Raw genomic sequence first — 17,938 nt, forward strand, 5'->3', positions numbered from 1 at the left:
CAGCTTCGCTAAAACCTACGCATTCTGTAATGTATAAAAAAAGAGCCATCAAAACCACGTTCATCATGGTTTTGATGGCTCTTTTGCTCACTTTTCAATCAAATATTACTGCTTCTCACGGATCTCTGTGCTAATTTTCTCAACGATGTCCGCAATGCTGAGTGATCCCAGATCGCCTTCGCCCCGTTTACGAACCGCTACAGTACCGGATGTTTTTTCATTTTCCCCGATAACGAACATATATGGAACCTTCTCCAATTGCGCCTCGCGGATTTTATAACCAAGCTTCTCATTACGAGTATCCACTTCGACGCGCAGACCTGCTTTCAGCAACGCATCCCGTATCTCATTGGCAGTCTCGATATAGTTCTCGGATACCGGCAGCAGCTTCGCATGTACAGGGGCCAGCCACATTGGGAATGCACCTGTAAAATGCTCAGTCAGGATGCCCATGAAGCGGTCAATCGAACCGTAGATGGCACGGTGAATAACGACTGGACGGTGCTTCTGGTTGTCCTCGCCCACATAAGTGAGTTCGAATTTCTCAGGCATTTGGAAGTCCAATTGGATCGTTCCGCACTGCCAGCTGCGTTTGAGCGCATCGAGAATGTGAAAGTCAATTTTCGGACCATAAAATGCTCCATCTCCCGCATTGATACGATAGCTGATACCCAGGTGATCCAGCACGTTTTGCAGAGCTTGTTCCGCTTGATCCCACAGTGCTGGCTCGCCCATAAAGTCATCTGGACGTGTGGACAGCTCCACTGTAAAATCAAAGCCAAACACACTATACATTTCGTTAATCAGCTTGATTACATCTGTAATCTCTTGTTCAATCTGACCTGGTGTTACAAAAATATGCGCATCATCCTGGCAGAATGTACGAACACGCATCATACCGTTCAACGCACCGGACAGTTCATGGCGATGCACTTGTCCAAATTCGGAAATCCGAATCGGCAGATCGCGGTAAGAATGAAGCTCATTTTTAAACACAAGCATATGCCCCGGGCAGTTCATCGGTTTCAGAGCAAATATAGTTTCATCCACTTCGGAGAAGTACATGTTTTCCTTGTAATGCTCATAGTGTCCTGATTGTTCCCACAGACGATTGTTCATCATCAGCGGTGTGCGTACTTCCTCATAGCCATGCAGACGTTGTGTTTCACGGGAGTAATCTTCCAGTGCAGTACGGACAACCATACCTTTCGGCAGGTAGAACGGCATACCTGGTGCTTCTTCGGAGAACATGAACAGCTCCAGCTCTTTACCCAGCTTGCGATGGTCGCGTTTTTTCGCTTCTTCCAGCAAGTGCAGATGCTCGTCTAGCTGTGCTTTTTTCGGGAATGCAGTTCCGTAAATACGTTGCAGCATCTTGTTGTTGGAATCGCCTCTCCAGTATGCGCCTGCTACACTCAGCAGTTTAAAAGCTTTAATGCGGCCTGTAGATGGCAAATGCGGCCCGCGACACAGGTCAAAAAATTCGCCCTGATCGTAGATCGTAATTTCCGCATCCTCTGGCAAATCACGAATCAGTTCCAGCTTCAACGGATCTTCCAGCTCTCCGAAAATACGAGTTGCTTCCTCACGGCTAACGACACGACGTGTAATCGGCAGATTTTCCTGTGCAATCTTCGTCATTTCCTTCTCGATCTTCGCCAAATCGTCAACGGACAACGGGTTTTCGATATCAATGTCATAGTAGAAGCCGCTGTCAATGACCGGGCCAATACCAAGCTTCACGTTTTTCTCGCCATAAATGCGTTTGAGGGCTTGTGCCAGCAAATGCGCTGTGCTGTGACGATAAATTTCCAGACCGTCCGCACCGTCCAGCGTAATAATTTCAAGGTCGCTGTCCTGATCCAAAACGGTGTTCAGATCCACAGCCTTCCCATTCACTTTACCTGCGACTGCGTTCTTTTTCAGCCCGGAGCTGATCGAACCCGCCACGTCTGCGATCGTTACGCCCTGCTCGTACTCGCGTACGGCTCCATCCGGTAATTTCACTTGAATACTCACGATTAAAGCCTCCATTCAAATTGTAGGTTGCATGCTATATATCAAAATTGAACGCAAAAAAAACGCCTCTCTCCCTCAAGGGACGAGTGCGTTCAGCTCGTGGTTCCACCCTAGTTCGGCCCGCTCCTGTGCGTACATTCATGTTCATTAAACATGTTCATGCACGACATGCGTGACCCTCCATTGGTATCCGTTAACGGGGATAAATCGGTAGGCGCTTACTGATGTCACTGTCACATTGCACAGCTACATGTTCAACGTCACGGCTACAAAGGGGTAACTTCACATGCGGTTGCCGGAAAAGCTCTCAGCCTCGTCTTTTCTCTCTGAACGGCCCTTCAAGGAAATCATGTCTTTGGTCAATGCCTTGAATATCACTATATGCTACAGCATTATAGATCAAATCCGCAGGTATTTCAAGTGGGAGTTTATGTATCAATGGATTCAGAAAGGAATCGAACGGTTTGAACAGGGCGGCATTGAGCAGCTCGTTATTGAAAAAATGGCCATTTCCTTAGGATGCAGCAAAAGCAGTTTTTATTGGTATTTTAGCAATCGCAGCAGCTATATTAGACAGATTGTTGAGACGTGGAAGGAACAGACAACACAACAGGTTATTGCATCGTCCATTGTCCATGCTACCGCAGACGAACGAATCAGAGACGTGCTGACCCGGATGTTCGGGACGACGAAACGAGGAGATTTCTTGTTTTATCTACGGAAACTGTCATTGAAGGATGATACGTATCACTCCATTCTGGATGAAGTGGAACAGATGAGAATTGAGTTTATGCAGCAGTTATTTATCCAAAAAGGGATGCAGCCAGAGAAAGCCTTTCGGACATCATGGATGTTGTACCATTATTACTTAGGGTGGTATGAACGCCACAAACAAGAGACGTTCAATGACGAAACGGTTCAGCAACATGTTCACATGATTTGGACGGAGTGGATTTCAATTTAAGGAGGATGTCACATGTTGGAGTTACTTACATGGGCAGTTGGCGGGAAAAGAGGATCTAAGGCAGCGATCCCGAGCACAGGAACGGCTTTGCTCTTTGAGCCCTCTAAAACAGGTACAGCGATTGTAGCCATTTTATTAGCTGTAGCAGCCTGGTTCGTCTTTGAACTGGGGGGAGTTAGGCGATTATTGCTTCTCGATTCCTTCTATTCCTACGGAGCAGGCTTGTTGTCGTGTTTGTTTATTTTACGTTCTATCGGAGATTTCAGATGGGTAGGTTTCTTCAAGAGAAAGAAGGGAACAGCCATTTTAATGATTATGTTCTTGCGTGTTGACATCCAGTAATGCTACTCCACCAGCTTTTCAGACTTTAACACCATGTCTCGTAATACCTGAGCGACTCGGCTTTTTCGGCCCTCTGCATTCTTTTTTATCCATCGTAATGATTTTTTATACGCATGAGTATGGTTTGGTTGAACGAACTGCTTGGCTGCCATGCGCAATGTTCTCCTCAACAACAGTGCTGACGAACGTGTTTGCTTGGATCGGCTTCCCCTGCGCAGTACCCGCAGCGTATTTTTGTAAGCCTCCAAATCCTGGGATGGAGGTACAAGGGCGAATAAATTTAGCGAGGAGTCATTGAATCCGTAGGTTTCAAACATGATTTTCAGATTTTCCGTATTTAAAATGTTTCCTCTGAGGTGGGTTGGATGCTCCTGGTGATATCCGACTACCTCTTTGATGCAATAAAAAGGGATTTTCAATCGATGCAGTCTGTAGCCAAGGTCCCAGTCTTCGAGTCCATAAAGTACAAACCGTTCATTGAAACCTCCAATACGAGTCAAATGGCTGCGTCTGATGGATACACAACGAGTAACTAGTAACATCCAGGGAGCTACATCCGTTTTGGCAAATTGCTTTTTGACATTGGGGGGAACTCTTGAGGGGATAATAACTTTTGACAATGCATCCGTTTGATGAAGGATATCTTCTGGCGTTATTAACGGAATAATTTCATTCGCTGCTTCAAAGTCCGGACTCCATAAGTTGGATTGTGTAAGTGCATTACGACATTGTTCTTTTTCCTCTGGGGAAAAGTCAGGGTAATAATGGGTATAAGCATCATCCCACGAGTGAGGGAAGCCTGAAAGCACGGCTTGGGGATATTTTCGGTGATAACGGCTCACAACTCTAATGAATTCAGGTAACAACAAAAAATCAGCATCGCAGAAGATGATATATAGCCCTTTCGCATGGCGCAGCCCCAAATTTCTAATGGCAGATCGACCGCGTTGTTCCTGATGGAATACATATTGAAGTGCATAGGATGCCTGGAAGCCCTCGACCATTTCCTTTGTCCCGTCTGTAGAACCGTCATCAGCTACAATTACTTCAAATAAATGCTTCGGATACGTTTGTGTTTCAAATGAAGCGAGCGTGAGTAACAACTGCTGGGCTCGATTATAGGTTGGAATGATGATACTGTAGCGGATTGCCAATGTAATCCCCCCGACCATTTTTTTTAGAAAACCCTTTAATAACATGAATGATAACAATATATTCAATGGCTTTAGCGTGGTCTGGTCAAACACCCTCTAAGGTTCGAAACAGGCTTGATCTTATTGGAGATGTATTTTTAAGCCGTACGGGGGGAACGGCCCATGATCTCACTGTATACCTTTATTCACCAGGGTCTATACTAATCTTTTGCAGTAGGGCAATAAGCAGGTCTTCTTCCTCATCAGATAAATTCTGGACGAGATCGGCATTGAACTCATCCAGAATTCCTTGCAAAACAGGAGAGAAGTCTAATGCCTTGACCGTTGGGGACAAAAGATAGGAACGACGGTCATTCGGGTCTGTTTCTCGCTCAATGTAACCCGATTCCTCCAATTGCTTCACAGAGCGCGCAGTGGTTGCTTTGTCAAATTTGAGTTCATTCGTCAATTGTTCCTGTGTAATGCCCGGACGCTGTAAAATAAGCTTTAAAAAGCTGTGCTGGCCGCCGCTGCCGATCCCATAAGGAGTCATTTTCCTGGACAATATTTTTTGATTTCGACGATACAGGTGGGAAATCAGCTTTCCAATCGGTTTTTTTCTCATTAATTACACCCCAGTAGCTTAAAATGGCAAATCCGCAGGTAGAACCCAAGCAAATTCTACAACAATATGGTTGCGTGCGCAACTAATTTACTATACACTAGAACTATTCATTTAGTTGCGCGTGCAACCAAACAGTCATCGTCAACGATAAAGAGGTGCTTATCATGAGTTCAACTGCTACAACCACTGCAACGTATCAGGAAAATAGCGAAATCCAGAAGAAACGTTGGATGATTTTGATTGTATTGAATTTGTTTACGTTTATGTCCACGCTGGATGGAAGCATCGTCAATATTGCTCTACCCGTGTTGTCCCGCACGCTAAATTTACCCGTAGCACAGATTGAATGGGTCACAACAGCCTATTTGATGGCTATATGTACAGCCATTTTATTTTTTGGCAAGCTTGGGGATATTGTCGGCAAAATTAAAATATTCAAGTTCGGCACGATCGTGTTCATCCTTGGCTCACTGCTGTGCGGTCTCAGCCATTCATTGCCCATGCTGCTGATCTCCCGAATCATTCAGGCGCTTGGAGCATCCATGACCATGGCCAACAGCCAGGGAATCGTCACGGATATCTTCCCTTCCACTGAACGAGGCAAGGCACTCGGCCTAATCGGAACCTTCGTTTCCCTCGGCAGTATCGCGGGACCCAGCTTGGGTGGTATTATCGTCTCTTCGCTAGGCTGGCAATATATTTTCTGGGTCAATGTACCGATTGGTCTGGTGGCCGTTTTTCTCGGCTGGAAGCTGCTCCCAAAGGATCTGATCAAGGTGAAAGACAAGATCGACGTTCCCGGCAGTCTGGTGTTTGCTGTTTTTATCCTCACTTTGTTCGCCGGATTACTACTGGGACAACAGGTCGGATATGGAGACAGCCGCATCATTGCTCTGCTGGTGATTGCTGTGATTGCTTTTGCGGTATTCCTTCGGGTGGAAATTCGCCGTCCACAGCCATTGTTGCAGCTCACTTTATTCAAGAATCCGTTGTTCTCGCTCAGTATTCTGTGCGCTTTTCTCGTATTCGCCGCTAACTTCTGCTTTAATATCATTTCGCCTTTCTATGCGCAGAATATGCTGAACTTGTCGCCTTTTTATGCAGGGTTCCTGCTGATGCTGTTTCCAATCTCCATGGTTATCGTTGCCCCTCTCAGCGGTGCGCTTTCAGATAAAATCGGGTCTGAACTGCTCACCTTTGCCGGGCTGGTGGTCATGGTAGTCGCCCAGATTGGCTTGGCTCGTCTCCATGCAGGCAGTCCCGTTCCGTTCGTGGGTCTTTGGATCGCTATGCTGGGTATCGGCAGTGGTTTATTCCAATCGCCGAACAATTCGCTAATCATGTCCAAGGTGCCCCGCACGCAGCTCGGCTCAGCCGGGAGTGTCAATTCACTGGTCCGCAACGTCGGCATGGTGGTGGGGATTACCTTGGCCACGTCGATCCTGTTTTATATCATGAGTAAAGAGGCTGGTTATCGGGTCACCGGATTGGTTCCGGGTCACCCGGAAATTTTTCTATCAGGAATGCATGTGGTCTTTATGACTTCCGCGTCCATTTGTCTGGTGGCGGCACTGCTGACAGGCTGGCGGCTGATCGGGTCCAGACGGGCAAAGGTACAGGAGGAAAAGCAATAAAGGAGTCGAGAGGAACGAAAACGCGCATAGACAGAATAGTTATTGTGGAATTAAGATGATGAGTATTCCGTACGAAGTACGAACATGGAATAACAAGCAACATTTACAATTTGAAAATGTGATATAAGGTGGCGCTTAGATGAAGTATTGCTATGAATGTGGAACAAAACTAATGGTGAAGGAGTGTGAAGGAGAAGGCCCTATTCCCTATTGCAATACATGTCAGGTCTTTCGGTTCCCGATATTCAGCACTGCAATTAGCACCGCTGTAATCAATCGGCAGAGAGATAAAGTGTTGCTCATACAGCAGTACAATATCAAGGATTTTATTTTGCTGGCTGGTTATGTGAACAAGGGCGAATCCGCCGAGCAGACATTGGCGCGCGAGGTAATGGAAGAAGTAGGATTGCAAGTGGATGAGTATAAATATATGCGCAGCGAGTATTTTGAACGAACCCATACACTGATGCTGAATTTTGTATCCATTGTAAACGATGACAAGCTGGATGTTCTCAGCGCAGAGGTGGATCAAGCACGTTGGTTTACGCTGGATGAAGCCAAGCAGGTTATTTTGAAAAACAGCTTGGCTGAATCCTTCCTGCTGACCATTATTCAACAGATCGAAGCAGGATTCATTTGAAGTGATTACAAGCGGCGGTACCGACGTCGGCACAGGTTACCGCTGCCGTGGGATCGTCTTTTTTTTGCTACAGATGAGGTCTATATTAGGGTTATTCGTATTGCCTTACACTTCTACAAGACGTCCGTTTTCTTTCCACGATTGCAGTATTTTCTCAAGCACCCACTGGTTTTTGTAGCCATCCTCGAATACCGGGGCTCGATCCACGGATTTTCCCCTTGCCAGTTCAACAAAATCTCCATAGGCCGTATGATCATAGATTGCAGGGACAGCCCAAGTCTCGTATTCGGCATCCGGATGTTCCGGGTCACGCAGCACGATGCGTACATTTTCCGAGTTGTTAAGGCTGGCATGCAGCGTACCGAGTTCGCCATAGATATCGACTTCGATATCGTGGCGTTTGCCGATGGCATTTTTGTGAGTGATGAACGTGCCAACCGTATTATCGCCTACGATACCGTGGAAGGTAGCGAGGTCATCCACATCCACTTTTACAGGCAAACCCGTGACCGGATCAGGCCGTTCAGGTGTGATCGTATGCAGCAGAGCTGCGACACTTTTAAATTCACCGACCAGAAAACGGGCCAGATCAATAATATGTGAGGCTGTATCGCCCACGACCCCGGAGCCTGCCTTGGCTAAATTATGGCGCCATGTATACGGATGCTGACGGTAAGGAGAGAAGCTATCCATCAGATAACGGAATTGAATGTTGTAGATTTTGCCCAGCTTTTGTTCATTCAGTAGTTGCTTGGCATATTGGAAAGCAGCGCCGTAACGATGCTTATAATGAACCAGAAAAGGCACCGGGTTCGCTGTATACAGCTTTTTCAACTGATCCGCTTCCTCCCACTTGAGTGTCAACGGTTTTTCCGCCAGTACAGCTTTGTGTTCTTCCAGAGCAATACGAATAATGTCAAAATGCACATCATTGGGTGTCAGCGACAGAATCGCATCTACTTCAGGGTCTCGGATTAGCGCTTCATAATGGGGATACTGCTTGGAAGCAGGCAGCTCCAATTGCTCACCGATCAGGTGAAGGCGATTTTCATCCACATCACTAACGGCGACAATGGAAACCCCCGAGATGGTTTGTAGTGATCTAATGTGATATTCAGCGATACGACCAAGACCGATGACACCCATACGAATGGGTTTGGTTGGGGAGATGGAGGTATTCATGTGTTCAGGCTTCCCTTCTCTTCAAATTGTTTAATATCTGCAGCAAATTCCTTTTTGCTATGCAGTATCACCCGTAGCTTTGTAGAATAGTCTCCACAAAAGCGATAGTCGTAATCTTCAATTCAACAGACCGATGGCGGACAGTGAATTGTGTTTTCCCATACAAAAAAGGATCTGCATCTCCGTTGTCCGGTTTTGCAGATCCTTTGTATACCTTTTCTATATCGAGCTACATTAAAAATGTACCTACGACAAAAGCCACCCCGACAATGATCGAGCGCAGCAGTTGCGCCAGAGCCACATTGCCTTTGGCAATTTCCTCACATACCTTGGTACGCGGTGTCACCAGATCAAAAATAATATACACCAGACACAGCACCACAATGCCCACAGCCGACCAAATCAGCATATCGAGCCATGAATGACTGCTGTAGGACACCATCCCCACAATAATACACAGACCTAGCAGCTTTGCCCCCATATAGATGCCTGCCGCCTCATTGCCGCGTGCAATTTCTTGATTATCGTTATAACGTGTCAGCAAGCTGAACACAAAATACCCTACGATTAAGATGGCAAACAGGATAAGCAGGCCGATGCCTACATTGCCCAATGCGTTGCCTAAGCTGATATGTGAGTCCAATCTTCTTCCTCCTTATGGATATTATCAATGTGAATAGATATGTTCGAATATATAAGCTGAGCTTAAAAGTTACCTATCGCGCCACTGCGCAGACGGATGGTGCTTCCCATCGCCACCGCCCCCGGATTTCTTGAATTAAGCCTCTAATAAGGGTAGAAATCCGGGGACAGAAGCGACCGCTTCGCTTGTACAGCACCATTCCGCCTACTCCGTTTTTATGTTCATTTTTTCAAGTTCGACTTATATAGTTGTTAGCAGGGGGCTTGGGAGATGCGGCGGGAATGGCGGCGGCGCAATAATAGGCCATATCGCCAGTTACCTTTTCCCCAATTCGGGGCAGAATGCCCGCAAAACGTCCGCCAATCACGAATACGCCTGTCAGCACGTAGCCGCGATACAGTCCTTCTTCGGTCTGCACCTCCGCGTCCTGCATCGGCCATAGCTGCTGATAAATCTTGGGCTGAGCTTCGTAATAGGCGGCAATATGTGCGGCCTCCTCCTGCTCCGGCGTTAGCGCAGCATCGGCATCCGCCATTTCCACTTCGGTTTTGATATGCTCGATCAGGTGCGTCCCTTTGCCCTCCCGTCCCCATATGCCCTTGGCTACATAAGGCTCTCCTGTCCGCATAAACACCGATGGTTCAAAATACGTGGGCAGCAGGTAGGTTCGTATGATCTCCAGCTCCCGGTCGTCGAACAGACGGAACCCGCAGAACTCGGGCGTCTGCTCATTGCGCTCATACAGTGACCATATGGTAGCGGTGAATCCCTTGCTCTGGGTAATGATATGCTGCGGCGGATTGATCAGTCCTATTTTCCCGTCCGCCACCATATCCATCAGCGCCTGCCCCACCTCCAGTCCTGTATCGTCCTCACGGTCTTCAATCAGATATTCCAGCGGATACAGGCGATAGAGAATGTGTATCTGCTCTCCCCGATGGTACAATCCTTCGTGCGGTACAATCTCCAATTCTTCCAAAGGCGCATATGCCACTTCAAACCCGGCTTGTTCACACAAACGCATAATGTATTTCGTGTTCGTCTGATCCTCGATATGCCAGTCATAGCAGGTGAAATAGACCTTCATCCCTAATCCTTTGCCGCTATAAAAATGAATCAAATCCGTCATCGCGGACTGGATCGCCTCATCCATACCAGTCGACGGTCCATATAGCGCAGCAGTATCGTCCCCGGATGCTTTCAATCCTCTCAACAGCTCCAGCAGCTTTCCTTCGAGGTAGGCCACCTCGGGAATTCCAGTGGGGGTATCGGTGTTGTTCTCAATACACTTGATACCTGCTTCACTCACAATCCAGTCCTGACGGGTAATACCGTCCGGCGCAGCCTCCATACGCGCAGCACGCAGCAGACCCGGATGAATACCCAGCCGTTCCACCAGATACTCATCCGGCATATAACGCTGGACGAATTGCTGAACCTTGCGATAAATGCTATGTACCGCCTCAGATGCAGCCTGAAGCTCTGCCAGCTCTGTTTCCTGATAAAGCGTTAGCGCAGGCAGGCAATAGGGTTTGCCATACATGCGATGGTATGGAATCCTGTGACTGATTTCACCTTTAAAAAGCTCGTCATGCTCATAAGGCAGTTGCTGAATGGTACGCATATTCATCTTAGCCACCGGAATAAGATCCGCTACGCGAGCCGCTGCTGCCAAAACCGCTGTACGAGCTGGAGGACTTGCTCTTGCGGTAAGAGCTGGAAGAATGGTTGCTGTTATAGGAGGATGTTCCATAATAATAAGTCGAGCCGCCATAGGAATAACCGCTGCTGCCAGAATCCCGGCACGCTGTCTGCTCCGATACGGGAAGCTCATCGCAGTCATAATACTCGTCGTCACCGCAGCCCGTCAGAGCGGCTGGCACAGCCAGCATCAGGGCAAAGGTCGCCATCCGTGTACGAGAGCCGGGTCTGGATTTCATTTGCTCCCAAGAGTGCTCCATCACAGGTCAACCTCCTTCACAAACAGATGCACCTTTTTCAGCTGCGCGTCCAGTACCGAATAAATAAACTCATACGTTTTACCGCCCAGCACCGTATAATGGTCGAGCAAGCGTTGAGCCAGCTCCAGGGTAAATACCGAGCCTTCCCGTTGTTCCATCCTGCGAAATGCAGGTTCATGCCATTCCCAGTAAAACGCGCTGAACGAGGAAGCATAGCCACCCTCACCTGCCAGCACGAGGTCCGTGATCGACGCACCGTAAGGCTTCGCTCCTTCTCCTGTAAACTCGGTCACATACACGGAATGTTCTGTATGATCCTCGCTCTCATTCGAGATATGCGCCCACAATCTGCCGTCGAGCCGTGTGGCATCTACAAGCTTGCGCAGAAACAGCTCATCTCCCGACACGGATTCCCGTATCAGGCTACGCAGTTCCTTTTGACTGTCTTCCGACCATTCGCGATACGTTAATGAATAATAAATGATGATTCCCTTCCCTTCCTGTACGCTTCTGTGATGAGGCTGTTTGCGTTACGAATCAAAGCGCTGCTGTCGTCGTTCACTATACGAGATTCTACCGTGAAAAGGTTCATTTTGGAAGGAAAACACACCAAAAAAGCCGCAATCCCCAGGATTACGGCTTTGTTCTCAACTACTACAGCTTGATATTCTTCTCATCAAAATATTCCTCCAGCGTCATCCCCTGCTTGGCTACATCCTCCGCGAGGTCTGTTCCTACATAACGAATATGCCAAGGCTCGTATACATAGCCGGTTACATCTTCCTTGCCCTTCATATAACGAATAATAAATCCGTATTCCGGCGCATGCTTCTCCAGCCACTCGCCTTCCTTGGAAGCTCCGAAGGATTGTTCCAGCACATTGCCTACGCTTGGACTGGACACATCAATCGCCAATCCTGTCTGGTGCTCGCTTGTACCCGGTACAGCACTGACTTTAGAGGCGTATTCCTGCCCCTTTGTCTTCACATTGTTGTTAAAAATGGAAACCTGACGCTTATAGGAACGGTATCCCGATACAGCACGCAGCTCAATGCCGTCCTTCTTCGCACCGTCGAACAGCTTCTCCAGCGCTTCTGCTGCTTCCTTACGCATATGCCGCTTCTCATGTGGACCTTTGAAGGAAAAAGGCACCTTCGGCTCCACCAGATCATCCGGGGCATAGCCTACAGGCAAGCTGCGCTTTTTGTTCACCACGACTGTATCAGACGTCGCGTTAGTGACGATCGCCGTACCACCATCTTCCCCCACCGTGGCTTGCAACGCACTCTCGCTTCGCAGCGCCATCACGGGATCTGCCTGTTCGCTTCCTGTACCCGCCGGGGCTTGTCCAGTACCCGATTCAGTGCTACTATTGCTCGCATTCGACTGGGTAGCAGGTTGCACGCTCTCCTGCGTCGTCGGGGATGATTTCAGCGGCTGGCTTTCCTGTCCGCCCGAACCTCCCTGTTGGCAGGCCGCCAACAACAGCCCCGGCAGAATCAGTCCCGGGATAAGCGCCTTGGTCCAGTGCTGAGAGGTTCGTTTCTGTTGCATATGTTGTTTCATACGGGTATCTCCTCCAATATTACATTTGATGCATGGCTTGCTATAGTTTTCGTTCCCCTATTGTAACTGAATTTTCGACACTCTTCGAAGCTGTATCCGGTTCGATGAAGCTGAATAGGCGCGAAAAAGAAAGGATAGCCCCTAATTATTACGGAGTATGACGTTTTTGCGGAATTGTGGCCCGGGCGCGTTCAGCTACACGCTCACGTATGAGCTTCAGCGCCTCTTTTGCACGGGGCAGTCCCGGCAGCAATGCCGTAATATCCGCTTCATTCACTGGAGCAAGCTTCTGCGGCAGGCGAATCTCAATGGCATGAAAGCCCGCGCCTGGACGGTGCAATGCTCCTTCGGCGGCAGATTCAGCAATCCATTCGCTGATCGCCACCGATCCGCTACGTGCGCCCTCTGACCGCGAGGTCGGCTCAAGCGCGGGAGATGCCCCCTGCACATGGGACAGTTCACCTGCCCAAGCGCTGAATACGAATTCCAGCAGCGCTTCGCGCGTCATGCCGATCAGCTCCAGACCGAGTAGCGGATCGCTTTCCAACCCGGCCTGGAGAGCCTTCCTGGCTTCTTTGGCGGCACCAACGCCGTCCTCCAGGCTGGATGTAGCCGTATCGGCTGCTGCCTGAACGACTTCATCCAGCGAGGGGCAGGCTTCCCCCTGCATAAAACGGTAAATGTCCCAAGGCTCCGCCTTTAGCTGCTCCAGCCACGCCGTTCGCTGTTCCGGGTTCAATACAGGCACGGAGCCAGTCCAGCGGACAGCCTGAGCAGTCGCCGAATCGTTTTCCGTTCCGTACCCCTCTACATCCGCCTCCCATTGACCGTCAGTTACCCGTAGCTTCACACTCGGCCTTGTCATCGTCTTCATCCTTTCTGTGTTTACTCAATCCATATATCATTTTGCAGCGCAATCAGACCGCGCAATTCATCGTCAGACATTTCCGTCAGCCAATGCTCACCAGAGCCGACAACCTGCTCGGAAAGCGCCTTTTTGCTCTCGATCAGCTCGTCAATCCGTTCCTCCAGCGTACCTTGGCAAATCAGTTTATGCACCTGCACGTTGCGGCTTTGACCAATGCGGAATACTCGGTCCGTCGCCTGATTTTCCACCGCAGGATTCCACCAGCGGTCATAGTGAATAACATGACTGGCACGCGTCAGATTCAAGCCGACGCCGCCTGCCCGCAAGGAAAGCACAAATATATTCGGCCCTTCCCCCTGCTGGAAATTGTGGACGATTTCGTCCCGTCTGGTTTTCGCCAGCCCCCCATGCAGGAAATACGGTTCTTCCCCGAAAATCCGGGCCAGCCGTGCTACCAGCAGCTCTCCCATAGACACATATTGGGTGAAAATCAGAGCGGATTCTCCATTCTCCCGAATAGTTTCCACCAGCTCCAGCAGCCGTTCCATTTTACCCGAATTTTCGGTTTTTCCTGTGTCAGCGCGGCCCGGAATGATCAGACCCGGATGGTCACAAATTTGCTTCAGCTTGGTCAACGAAGACAGGACAAGTCCCTTGCGGGCGATACCGATCTGCCCGTCCAGTGTCCCCATGAGTTGATCCACCACGCCGCGATACAATCCAGCCTGCTCCGGTGTCAGCACACAATACGATTTCAGTTCCAGCTTCTCCGGCAAATCCTTGCGTATATCCGGGTCGCTTTTGAGTCGACGCAGCATGAACGGCGAGACGAGACGATACAGCTCGCGCAGCGCGGCCCCTCTTTCCTCTCCCGCCATACTGTAGCGCTGACGGAACGAAGAAGAAGTGCCGAGGTAACCCGGATTCAAAAATTGAAAAATGGACCACAGCTCACTCAGCCGATTCTCCACCGGAGTGCCCGTCATGGCAATCCGATGCGGTGCCGACAGCTTCATCACACTCTGAGCCTGCTTTGTCCGTGCATTTTTAATATATTGCGCCTCATCCAGCACGATGGAGGACCAATAGACCGCAGATAAATCACTGCCGTCCCGGCCCGCCAAATGGTAGGTCGTGAGGACGATATCATATTCGCGGACGCTTTCTTGAAATACCTCCCCGTGAAGTCGCTGGTTGCCGTGATGAATATAAAGTGACAAGTCCGGCGAAAAACGCTTCAACTCCCGCTGCCAGTTACCAAGCAGCGAGGTCGGACAGACGATCAGCGCTGGACGCTGATCCGCGGCCCCGATGCCGCCATCGAGCAGGCAGGTAATCACCTGAATTGTTTTACCGAGCCCCATGTCGTCTGCAAGGCAGACGCCGAAGCCCAGCCCGCGCATGGCAGCCAGCCATTGGAAGCCGCGCTCCTGATAAGGACGTAATGCGCCATGCAGCGTCTTCGGTACAGGGCGCGGCTCCACAGAACGAAGCACGCCGCCCTCAACGAGAGAGGCCAGCAACCCGGCGGATTCCGCGCCGAAGATGGACAGGCCCTTCCATGAGGCCTCGCCTGCACCTTCATTTTCCGCGGCCAGATGCATCCACTCGGACAAGGTCATTTCACCGTCTTCGCCGCGCTTGATAAAACGCAGCACCTGACGTATTTCCTTCGGATCGACCTCAATCCATTCGCCTCCCAAACGTACATACGGCAAATTGGCCGCGACGATGCTTTCCAATTCCTCCACCGTCAAGGTCGTATCGCCCAGCACAGCCTCGGCATCAAAGGAAATCATACGGTTAATGCCGACCGTCGATGTGTCGGCAATCACGCCTTCCGGCGGTGCGCCGCGCTCCGCCGAACGCATTTTGAGCCGCAGGCCTGCGCGGCGGCGGCCCTCCCGGCTCCAGCGTGAAGGCATTTGCACGGTGGTGCCGTTCTTTTGCAGAGCGGGCACGGCTTCCGTCAGGAAGCGAAAAAACAGCTCTGGCTCCAGCGTGAGGCCCTCGGGATAAGGGCGACTTAACGCTTCTTGCAGTATCGGCGCCGCTTCGGCCGCCTGTCCAAGCAGCAGCAGCAGCTGTGCCTGAACTTGGCGATACACGATGGTTCCACGCACCAGATCGCGCTCGGGATACGCCCACAGCGCCAAAGCAGGCAGTCGCAACCCCGGCTCGGCATCGCTTTCCGCCCAAAAGGTAATACGCCATTCCTTCACATTCTCTTCCAGTGAAGGCTCCAGACGAAGACATAGACGAACCTGCCCTTCGATCGGCTCCTGATCCTTCCGTTCCGTGACTGGCATTGCGCTTCCTTCAAGAGAGGCCGCCTGGAGGACCAGTTCCTCCATCTCGGCAGGCGTTCCCTGTATCGCAACCGGACGGGAACCTGTTAGCAGACTGTTCCACCACAGTTCTGCCAGCGGCGATCTCCCGCGCCGATACTCTGCGCGATATCTGCTCAGCTCACGGTCTGAGGCTGCCAGTACCGCAGTCGTTTCCGCATGGATGACCGCACACAGGAAGGAATAGAGCACGATCCCCGCTGCGTCCTCCCGTGTTTCCGGCTCCTTGCCCGCGAAGACGGCGGGAGCCGCCATGCAGACGGCAGGCATCGCCGAAGCCAGCTCATGAAAGCGGCGAACGTCCTCTTCCAGACGCAGCCGGGGAATCCACACCCCAACCGCCGCCTCCGGGCCACGACGGCGTGGTCCCGATGGACGCGCCTCTGTAAGCGATGGCGCAATTTCGCCTCGCTGCATCAGTTCCAGCGCAAAATGAGCGGCTTTTTGCCAATATTGCATTTCCTCTCCCAGCGTAATGCCCGACGCGACACAGCCCTTCTCGTCCATACGGGTCAGCAGGGCCAGCGTTTCGCGCGGTTCCAGCGCCAGGCCCTCCAGCGTGCGCCCCAGCATGGAGCGTCTTTTGCCTCCTCTGCCTGCGACTTCCACACGAGCGGTGTTCGGTATCCGCACCTCAGCAAGACGCAACGCAGCCTGCCGAAACGGCCGAAGGTCTCCCTTCAGCGTCAGCCTGCGGACCACACTGCTCCACGCATCAATACGTGGTTCCGACGTCTCACCAGAAAAGCAAAAAAACACATCTCCGAGCCATATTCCATAAAGCGGTTGATTCATATCTGTCTCCCGTCCAGCCTTTTGAATTATTACTCTTCATCATATACGAAAACGGGCTCTTTTCAAAACTTTATCGCAAAAATAAATGGAAACTCATAAGTTAATAACCTTAAATATTCATGTGATTAACTATAAATATTCATGTGGTTAACTATAAATAAGAGACTCCATCTATTGGATCAATTCTCTTTTTCTTCATCATCCGCTTTATCATCTTTCAGATAAGGATTCAGGCTATCTTGAAGCAGTTGCTTGACTCGCATACGCAGCTCTTCCGGATATATGACCTCGGCCTCTGGCCCATACTTTAGCAGGAGTCTGGATACATATTTAAATTCTTCGAACGGAATATATCCCTGCCATTCCAGATGGGAGACATTCTGGAAGAGGGGATCTGATTCCGCCAGCCGGGCACCAAACGCGGTAAACTCTATTTTTGACGGAATTCCCGTACGAGAATCATCCGAAGCCATCCATTCCCGAAGTGTGGGAAGGCCGGGTAAGGTTTGTTCCAGCATGGTCATTGCGATTACCCGATCTGAACGGTACAGGATAATCCGGCCTTTGCTATGCGCTGGCATGTACCAATATCCATGATCAAAATATAGCCCAACCGGATATACTTCAGTCCACTTTTCCCCGGAAGCGGAGCGGTAATGCATCTTCACCTGGCGCTTATTCAACGCAGCCTCCAAAATGAGCGAGGTGTAGGGCGACTCTGCGTGAGTAGGCATCATGCGAAAAGAGATATAGTCCTTCAATTGATCAATGCTATCCTGCACATCCTGTGGAAGCCCGGCATAATATTGCTCGGATACATGCCCACGAACCGATCCGAAAGGAATATCCGGAATGTCTTCCAGCAGTTGCAGCATGAGAAAAAGACCGAGGGCCTCGTCGCGGGCAAGATGAAGAGGCGGAAGAAGTCGATTGGGAAGCGCCCGGTACCCGCCATGAGGGCCAGTTTCGGTATAAAGGGGTAACCCGGTCTGTTGCAAATAGTCGAGATCTCTTTGTATCGTCCTGACGGAGACGTCAAAACGCTCGGCAAGCTCACGTGCCGTATATTTTTTTCGGGAATCCAGTATCCTCATAAGGGCAATTCGGCGTTCGTTCATCAGAGACTCCTTTTATTAAAAATTCAATCGGGTACGCAATTTAACTACGACATAATATGTCATAAATATATTGTAACATAGGAGGTAGAAAGGAGTGATG

16 protein-coding genes are annotated in these 17,938 nt (G+C 50.0%); 4 read left to right on the plus strand and 12 right to left on the minus strand.

Annotation, left to right across the window (positions count from 1 at the left end):
* Positions 1-105 precede the first annotated feature (105 nt).
* Complete coding sequence (gene thrS / locus E0698_RS18350) at positions 106-2,019, minus strand: threonine--tRNA ligase (protein WP_192512494.1); 1,914 nt, start codon at positions 2,017-2,019, stop codon at positions 106-108.
* A gap of 286 nt (positions 2,020-2,305) precedes the next feature.
* Here thrS and E0698_RS18355 point away from each other — a divergent pair, with 286 nt between their 5' ends.
* Both E0698_RS18355 and E0698_RS18360 read left to right on the plus strand, forming a co-directional pair.
* Positions 2,306-2,983 carry a TetR/AcrR family transcriptional regulator gene (locus E0698_RS18355; protein ID WP_238354060.1) on the plus strand — a complete coding sequence of 226 codons (678 nt, stop codon included), beginning with the start codon at positions 2,306-2,308 and terminating at the stop codon, positions 2,981-2,983.
* A gap of 12 nt (positions 2,984-2,995) precedes the next feature.
* Entirely contained in the window at positions 2,996-3,325 is a 330-nt protein-coding gene (locus tag E0698_RS18360) for a DUF3995 domain-containing protein (RefSeq protein ID WP_192512495.1), read from the plus strand.
* 2 nt (positions 3,326-3,327) lie between these two features.
* Here E0698_RS18360 and E0698_RS18365 read toward each other — a convergent pair whose 3' ends face one another.
* Together E0698_RS18365 and E0698_RS18370 are read right to left on the minus strand one after the other, a co-directional pair.
* The gene (locus E0698_RS18365; RefSeq protein WP_192512496.1) at positions 3,328-4,479 is read right to left on the minus strand and encodes a glycosyltransferase family 2 protein; all 1,152 of its coding nucleotides are present in this window, start codon (positions 4,477-4,479) and stop codon (positions 3,328-3,330) included.
* Positions 4,480-4,660: 181 nt separating this feature from the next.
* Entirely contained in the window at positions 4,661-5,083 is a 423-nt protein-coding gene (locus E0698_RS18370) for a MarR family winged helix-turn-helix transcriptional regulator (protein ID WP_192512497.1), read from the minus strand.
* 164 nt (positions 5,084-5,247) lie between these two features.
* On the opposite strand from E0698_RS18370, the gene E0698_RS18375 reads away from it, so the two are divergent.
* Complete coding sequence (locus E0698_RS18375) at positions 5,248-6,717, plus strand: MFS transporter (protein ID WP_192512498.1); 1,470 nt, start codon at positions 5,248-5,250, stop codon at positions 6,715-6,717.
* Positions 6,718-6,856: 139 nt separating this feature from the next.
* The gene (locus E0698_RS18380; RefSeq protein WP_192512499.1) at positions 6,857-7,357 is read left to right on the plus strand and encodes an NAD(+) diphosphatase; all 501 of its coding nucleotides are present in this window, start codon (positions 6,857-6,859) and stop codon (positions 7,355-7,357) included.
* A gap of 105 nt (positions 7,358-7,462) precedes the next feature.
* Here the strand turns inward: E0698_RS18380 and E0698_RS18385 are convergent, their stop codons facing one another.
* The 9 genes from E0698_RS18385 to E0698_RS18425 form a co-directional block, all read right to left on the minus strand.
* Positions 7,463-8,539 carry a Gfo/Idh/MocA family protein gene (locus E0698_RS18385; RefSeq protein WP_192512500.1) on the minus strand — a complete coding sequence of 359 codons (1,077 nt, stop codon included), beginning with the start codon at positions 8,537-8,539 and terminating at the stop codon, positions 7,463-7,465.
* Between the two features lie 229 nt (positions 8,540-8,768).
* Complete coding sequence (locus E0698_RS18390; protein ID WP_025685894.1) at positions 8,769-9,182, minus strand: DUF350 domain-containing protein; 414 nt, start codon at positions 9,180-9,182, stop codon at positions 8,769-8,771.
* 229 nt (positions 9,183-9,411) lie between these two features.
* Positions 9,412-10,812 (minus strand): glutathionylspermidine synthase family protein, encoded by a 1,401-nt coding sequence (locus E0698_RS18395; RefSeq protein ID WP_192512501.1) that lies wholly within the window; start codon positions 10,810-10,812, stop codon positions 9,412-9,414.
* Between the two features lies 1 nt (position 10,813).
* The gene (locus E0698_RS18400) at positions 10,814-11,143 is read right to left on the minus strand and encodes a hypothetical protein (protein WP_192512543.1); all 330 of its coding nucleotides are present in this window, start codon (positions 11,141-11,143) and stop codon (positions 10,814-10,816) included.
* Complete coding sequence (locus E0698_RS18405; protein ID WP_202894971.1) at positions 11,143-11,550, minus strand: hypothetical protein; 408 nt, start codon at positions 11,548-11,550, stop codon at positions 11,143-11,145. Before E0698_RS18405 ends, E0698_RS18400 begins: the two co-directional genes overlap by 1 nt.
* Before the next feature lie 247 nt (positions 11,551-11,797).
* Positions 11,798-12,709 carry a M15 family metallopeptidase gene (locus E0698_RS18410; protein WP_192512502.1) on the minus strand — a complete coding sequence of 304 codons (912 nt, stop codon included), beginning with the start codon at positions 12,707-12,709 and terminating at the stop codon, positions 11,798-11,800.
* A gap of 148 nt (positions 12,710-12,857) precedes the next feature.
* Complete coding sequence (locus E0698_RS18415; RefSeq protein ID WP_192512503.1) at positions 12,858-13,574, minus strand: phosphoribosylglycinamide synthetase; 717 nt, start codon at positions 13,572-13,574, stop codon at positions 12,858-12,860.
* A gap of 20 nt (positions 13,575-13,594) precedes the next feature.
* Positions 13,595-16,720 carry a DEAD/DEAH box helicase gene (locus E0698_RS18420; RefSeq protein WP_192512504.1) on the minus strand — a complete coding sequence of 1,042 codons (3,126 nt, stop codon included), beginning with the start codon at positions 16,718-16,720 and terminating at the stop codon, positions 13,595-13,597.
* 179 nt (positions 16,721-16,899) lie between these two features.
* On the minus strand, positions 16,900-17,838 hold the full coding sequence (locus E0698_RS18425; RefSeq protein WP_192512505.1) for a helix-turn-helix transcriptional regulator: 939 nt from the start codon (positions 17,836-17,838) through the stop codon (positions 16,900-16,902).
* Between the last annotated feature and the right edge of the window lie 100 nt (positions 17,839-17,938).

Origin of the sequence: Paenibacillus sp. 23TSA30-6, from assembly GCF_014858585.1 — a bacterium.
Taxonomy (GTDB): Bacteria; Bacillota; Bacilli; order Paenibacillales; family Paenibacillaceae; genus Paenibacillus.

Excerpts from the sequence above, each read along its gene's own strand:
- E0698_RS18425 (WP_192512505.1), bottom strand. The coding sequence starts at position 17,838 with ATGAACGAACGCCGAATTGCCCTTATGAGGATACTGGATTCCCGAAAA.
- E0698_RS18420 (WP_192512504.1), bottom strand. The coding sequence starts at position 16,720 with ATGAATCAACCGCTTTATGGAATATGGCTCGGAGATGTGTTTTTTTGC.
- E0698_RS18400 (WP_192512543.1), bottom strand. The coding sequence starts at position 11,143 with ATGGAGCACTCTTGGGAGCAAATGAAATCCAGACCCGGCTCTCGTACA.
- E0698_RS18385 (WP_192512500.1), bottom strand. The coding sequence starts at position 8,539 with ATGAATACCTCCATCTCCCCAACCAAACCCATTCGTATGGGTGTCATC.
- E0698_RS18375 (WP_192512498.1), top strand. The coding sequence starts at position 5,248 with ATGAGTTCAACTGCTACAACCACTGCAACGTATCAGGAAAATAGCGAA.
- E0698_RS18380 (WP_192512499.1), top strand. The coding sequence starts at position 6,857 with ATGAAGTATTGCTATGAATGTGGAACAAAACTAATGGTGAAGGAGTGT.
- E0698_RS18355 (WP_238354060.1), top strand. The coding sequence starts at position 2,306 with ATGCGGTTGCCGGAAAAGCTCTCAGCCTCGTCTTTTCTCTCTGAACGG.
- E0698_RS18370 (WP_192512497.1), bottom strand. The coding sequence starts at position 5,083 with ATGAGAAAAAAACCGATTGGAAAGCTGATTTCCCACCTGTATCGTCGA.
- E0698_RS18410 (WP_192512502.1), bottom strand. The coding sequence starts at position 12,709 with ATGAAACAACATATGCAACAGAAACGAACCTCTCAGCACTGGACCAAG.
- E0698_RS18360 (WP_192512495.1), top strand. The coding sequence starts at position 2,996 with ATGTTGGAGTTACTTACATGGGCAGTTGGCGGGAAAAGAGGATCTAAG.
- E0698_RS18395 (WP_192512501.1), bottom strand. The coding sequence starts at position 10,812 with ATGAATATGCGTACCATTCAGCAACTGCCTTATGAGCATGACGAGCTT.
- E0698_RS18415 (WP_192512503.1), bottom strand. The coding sequence starts at position 13,574 with ATGACAAGGCCGAGTGTGAAGCTACGGGTAACTGACGGTCAATGGGAG.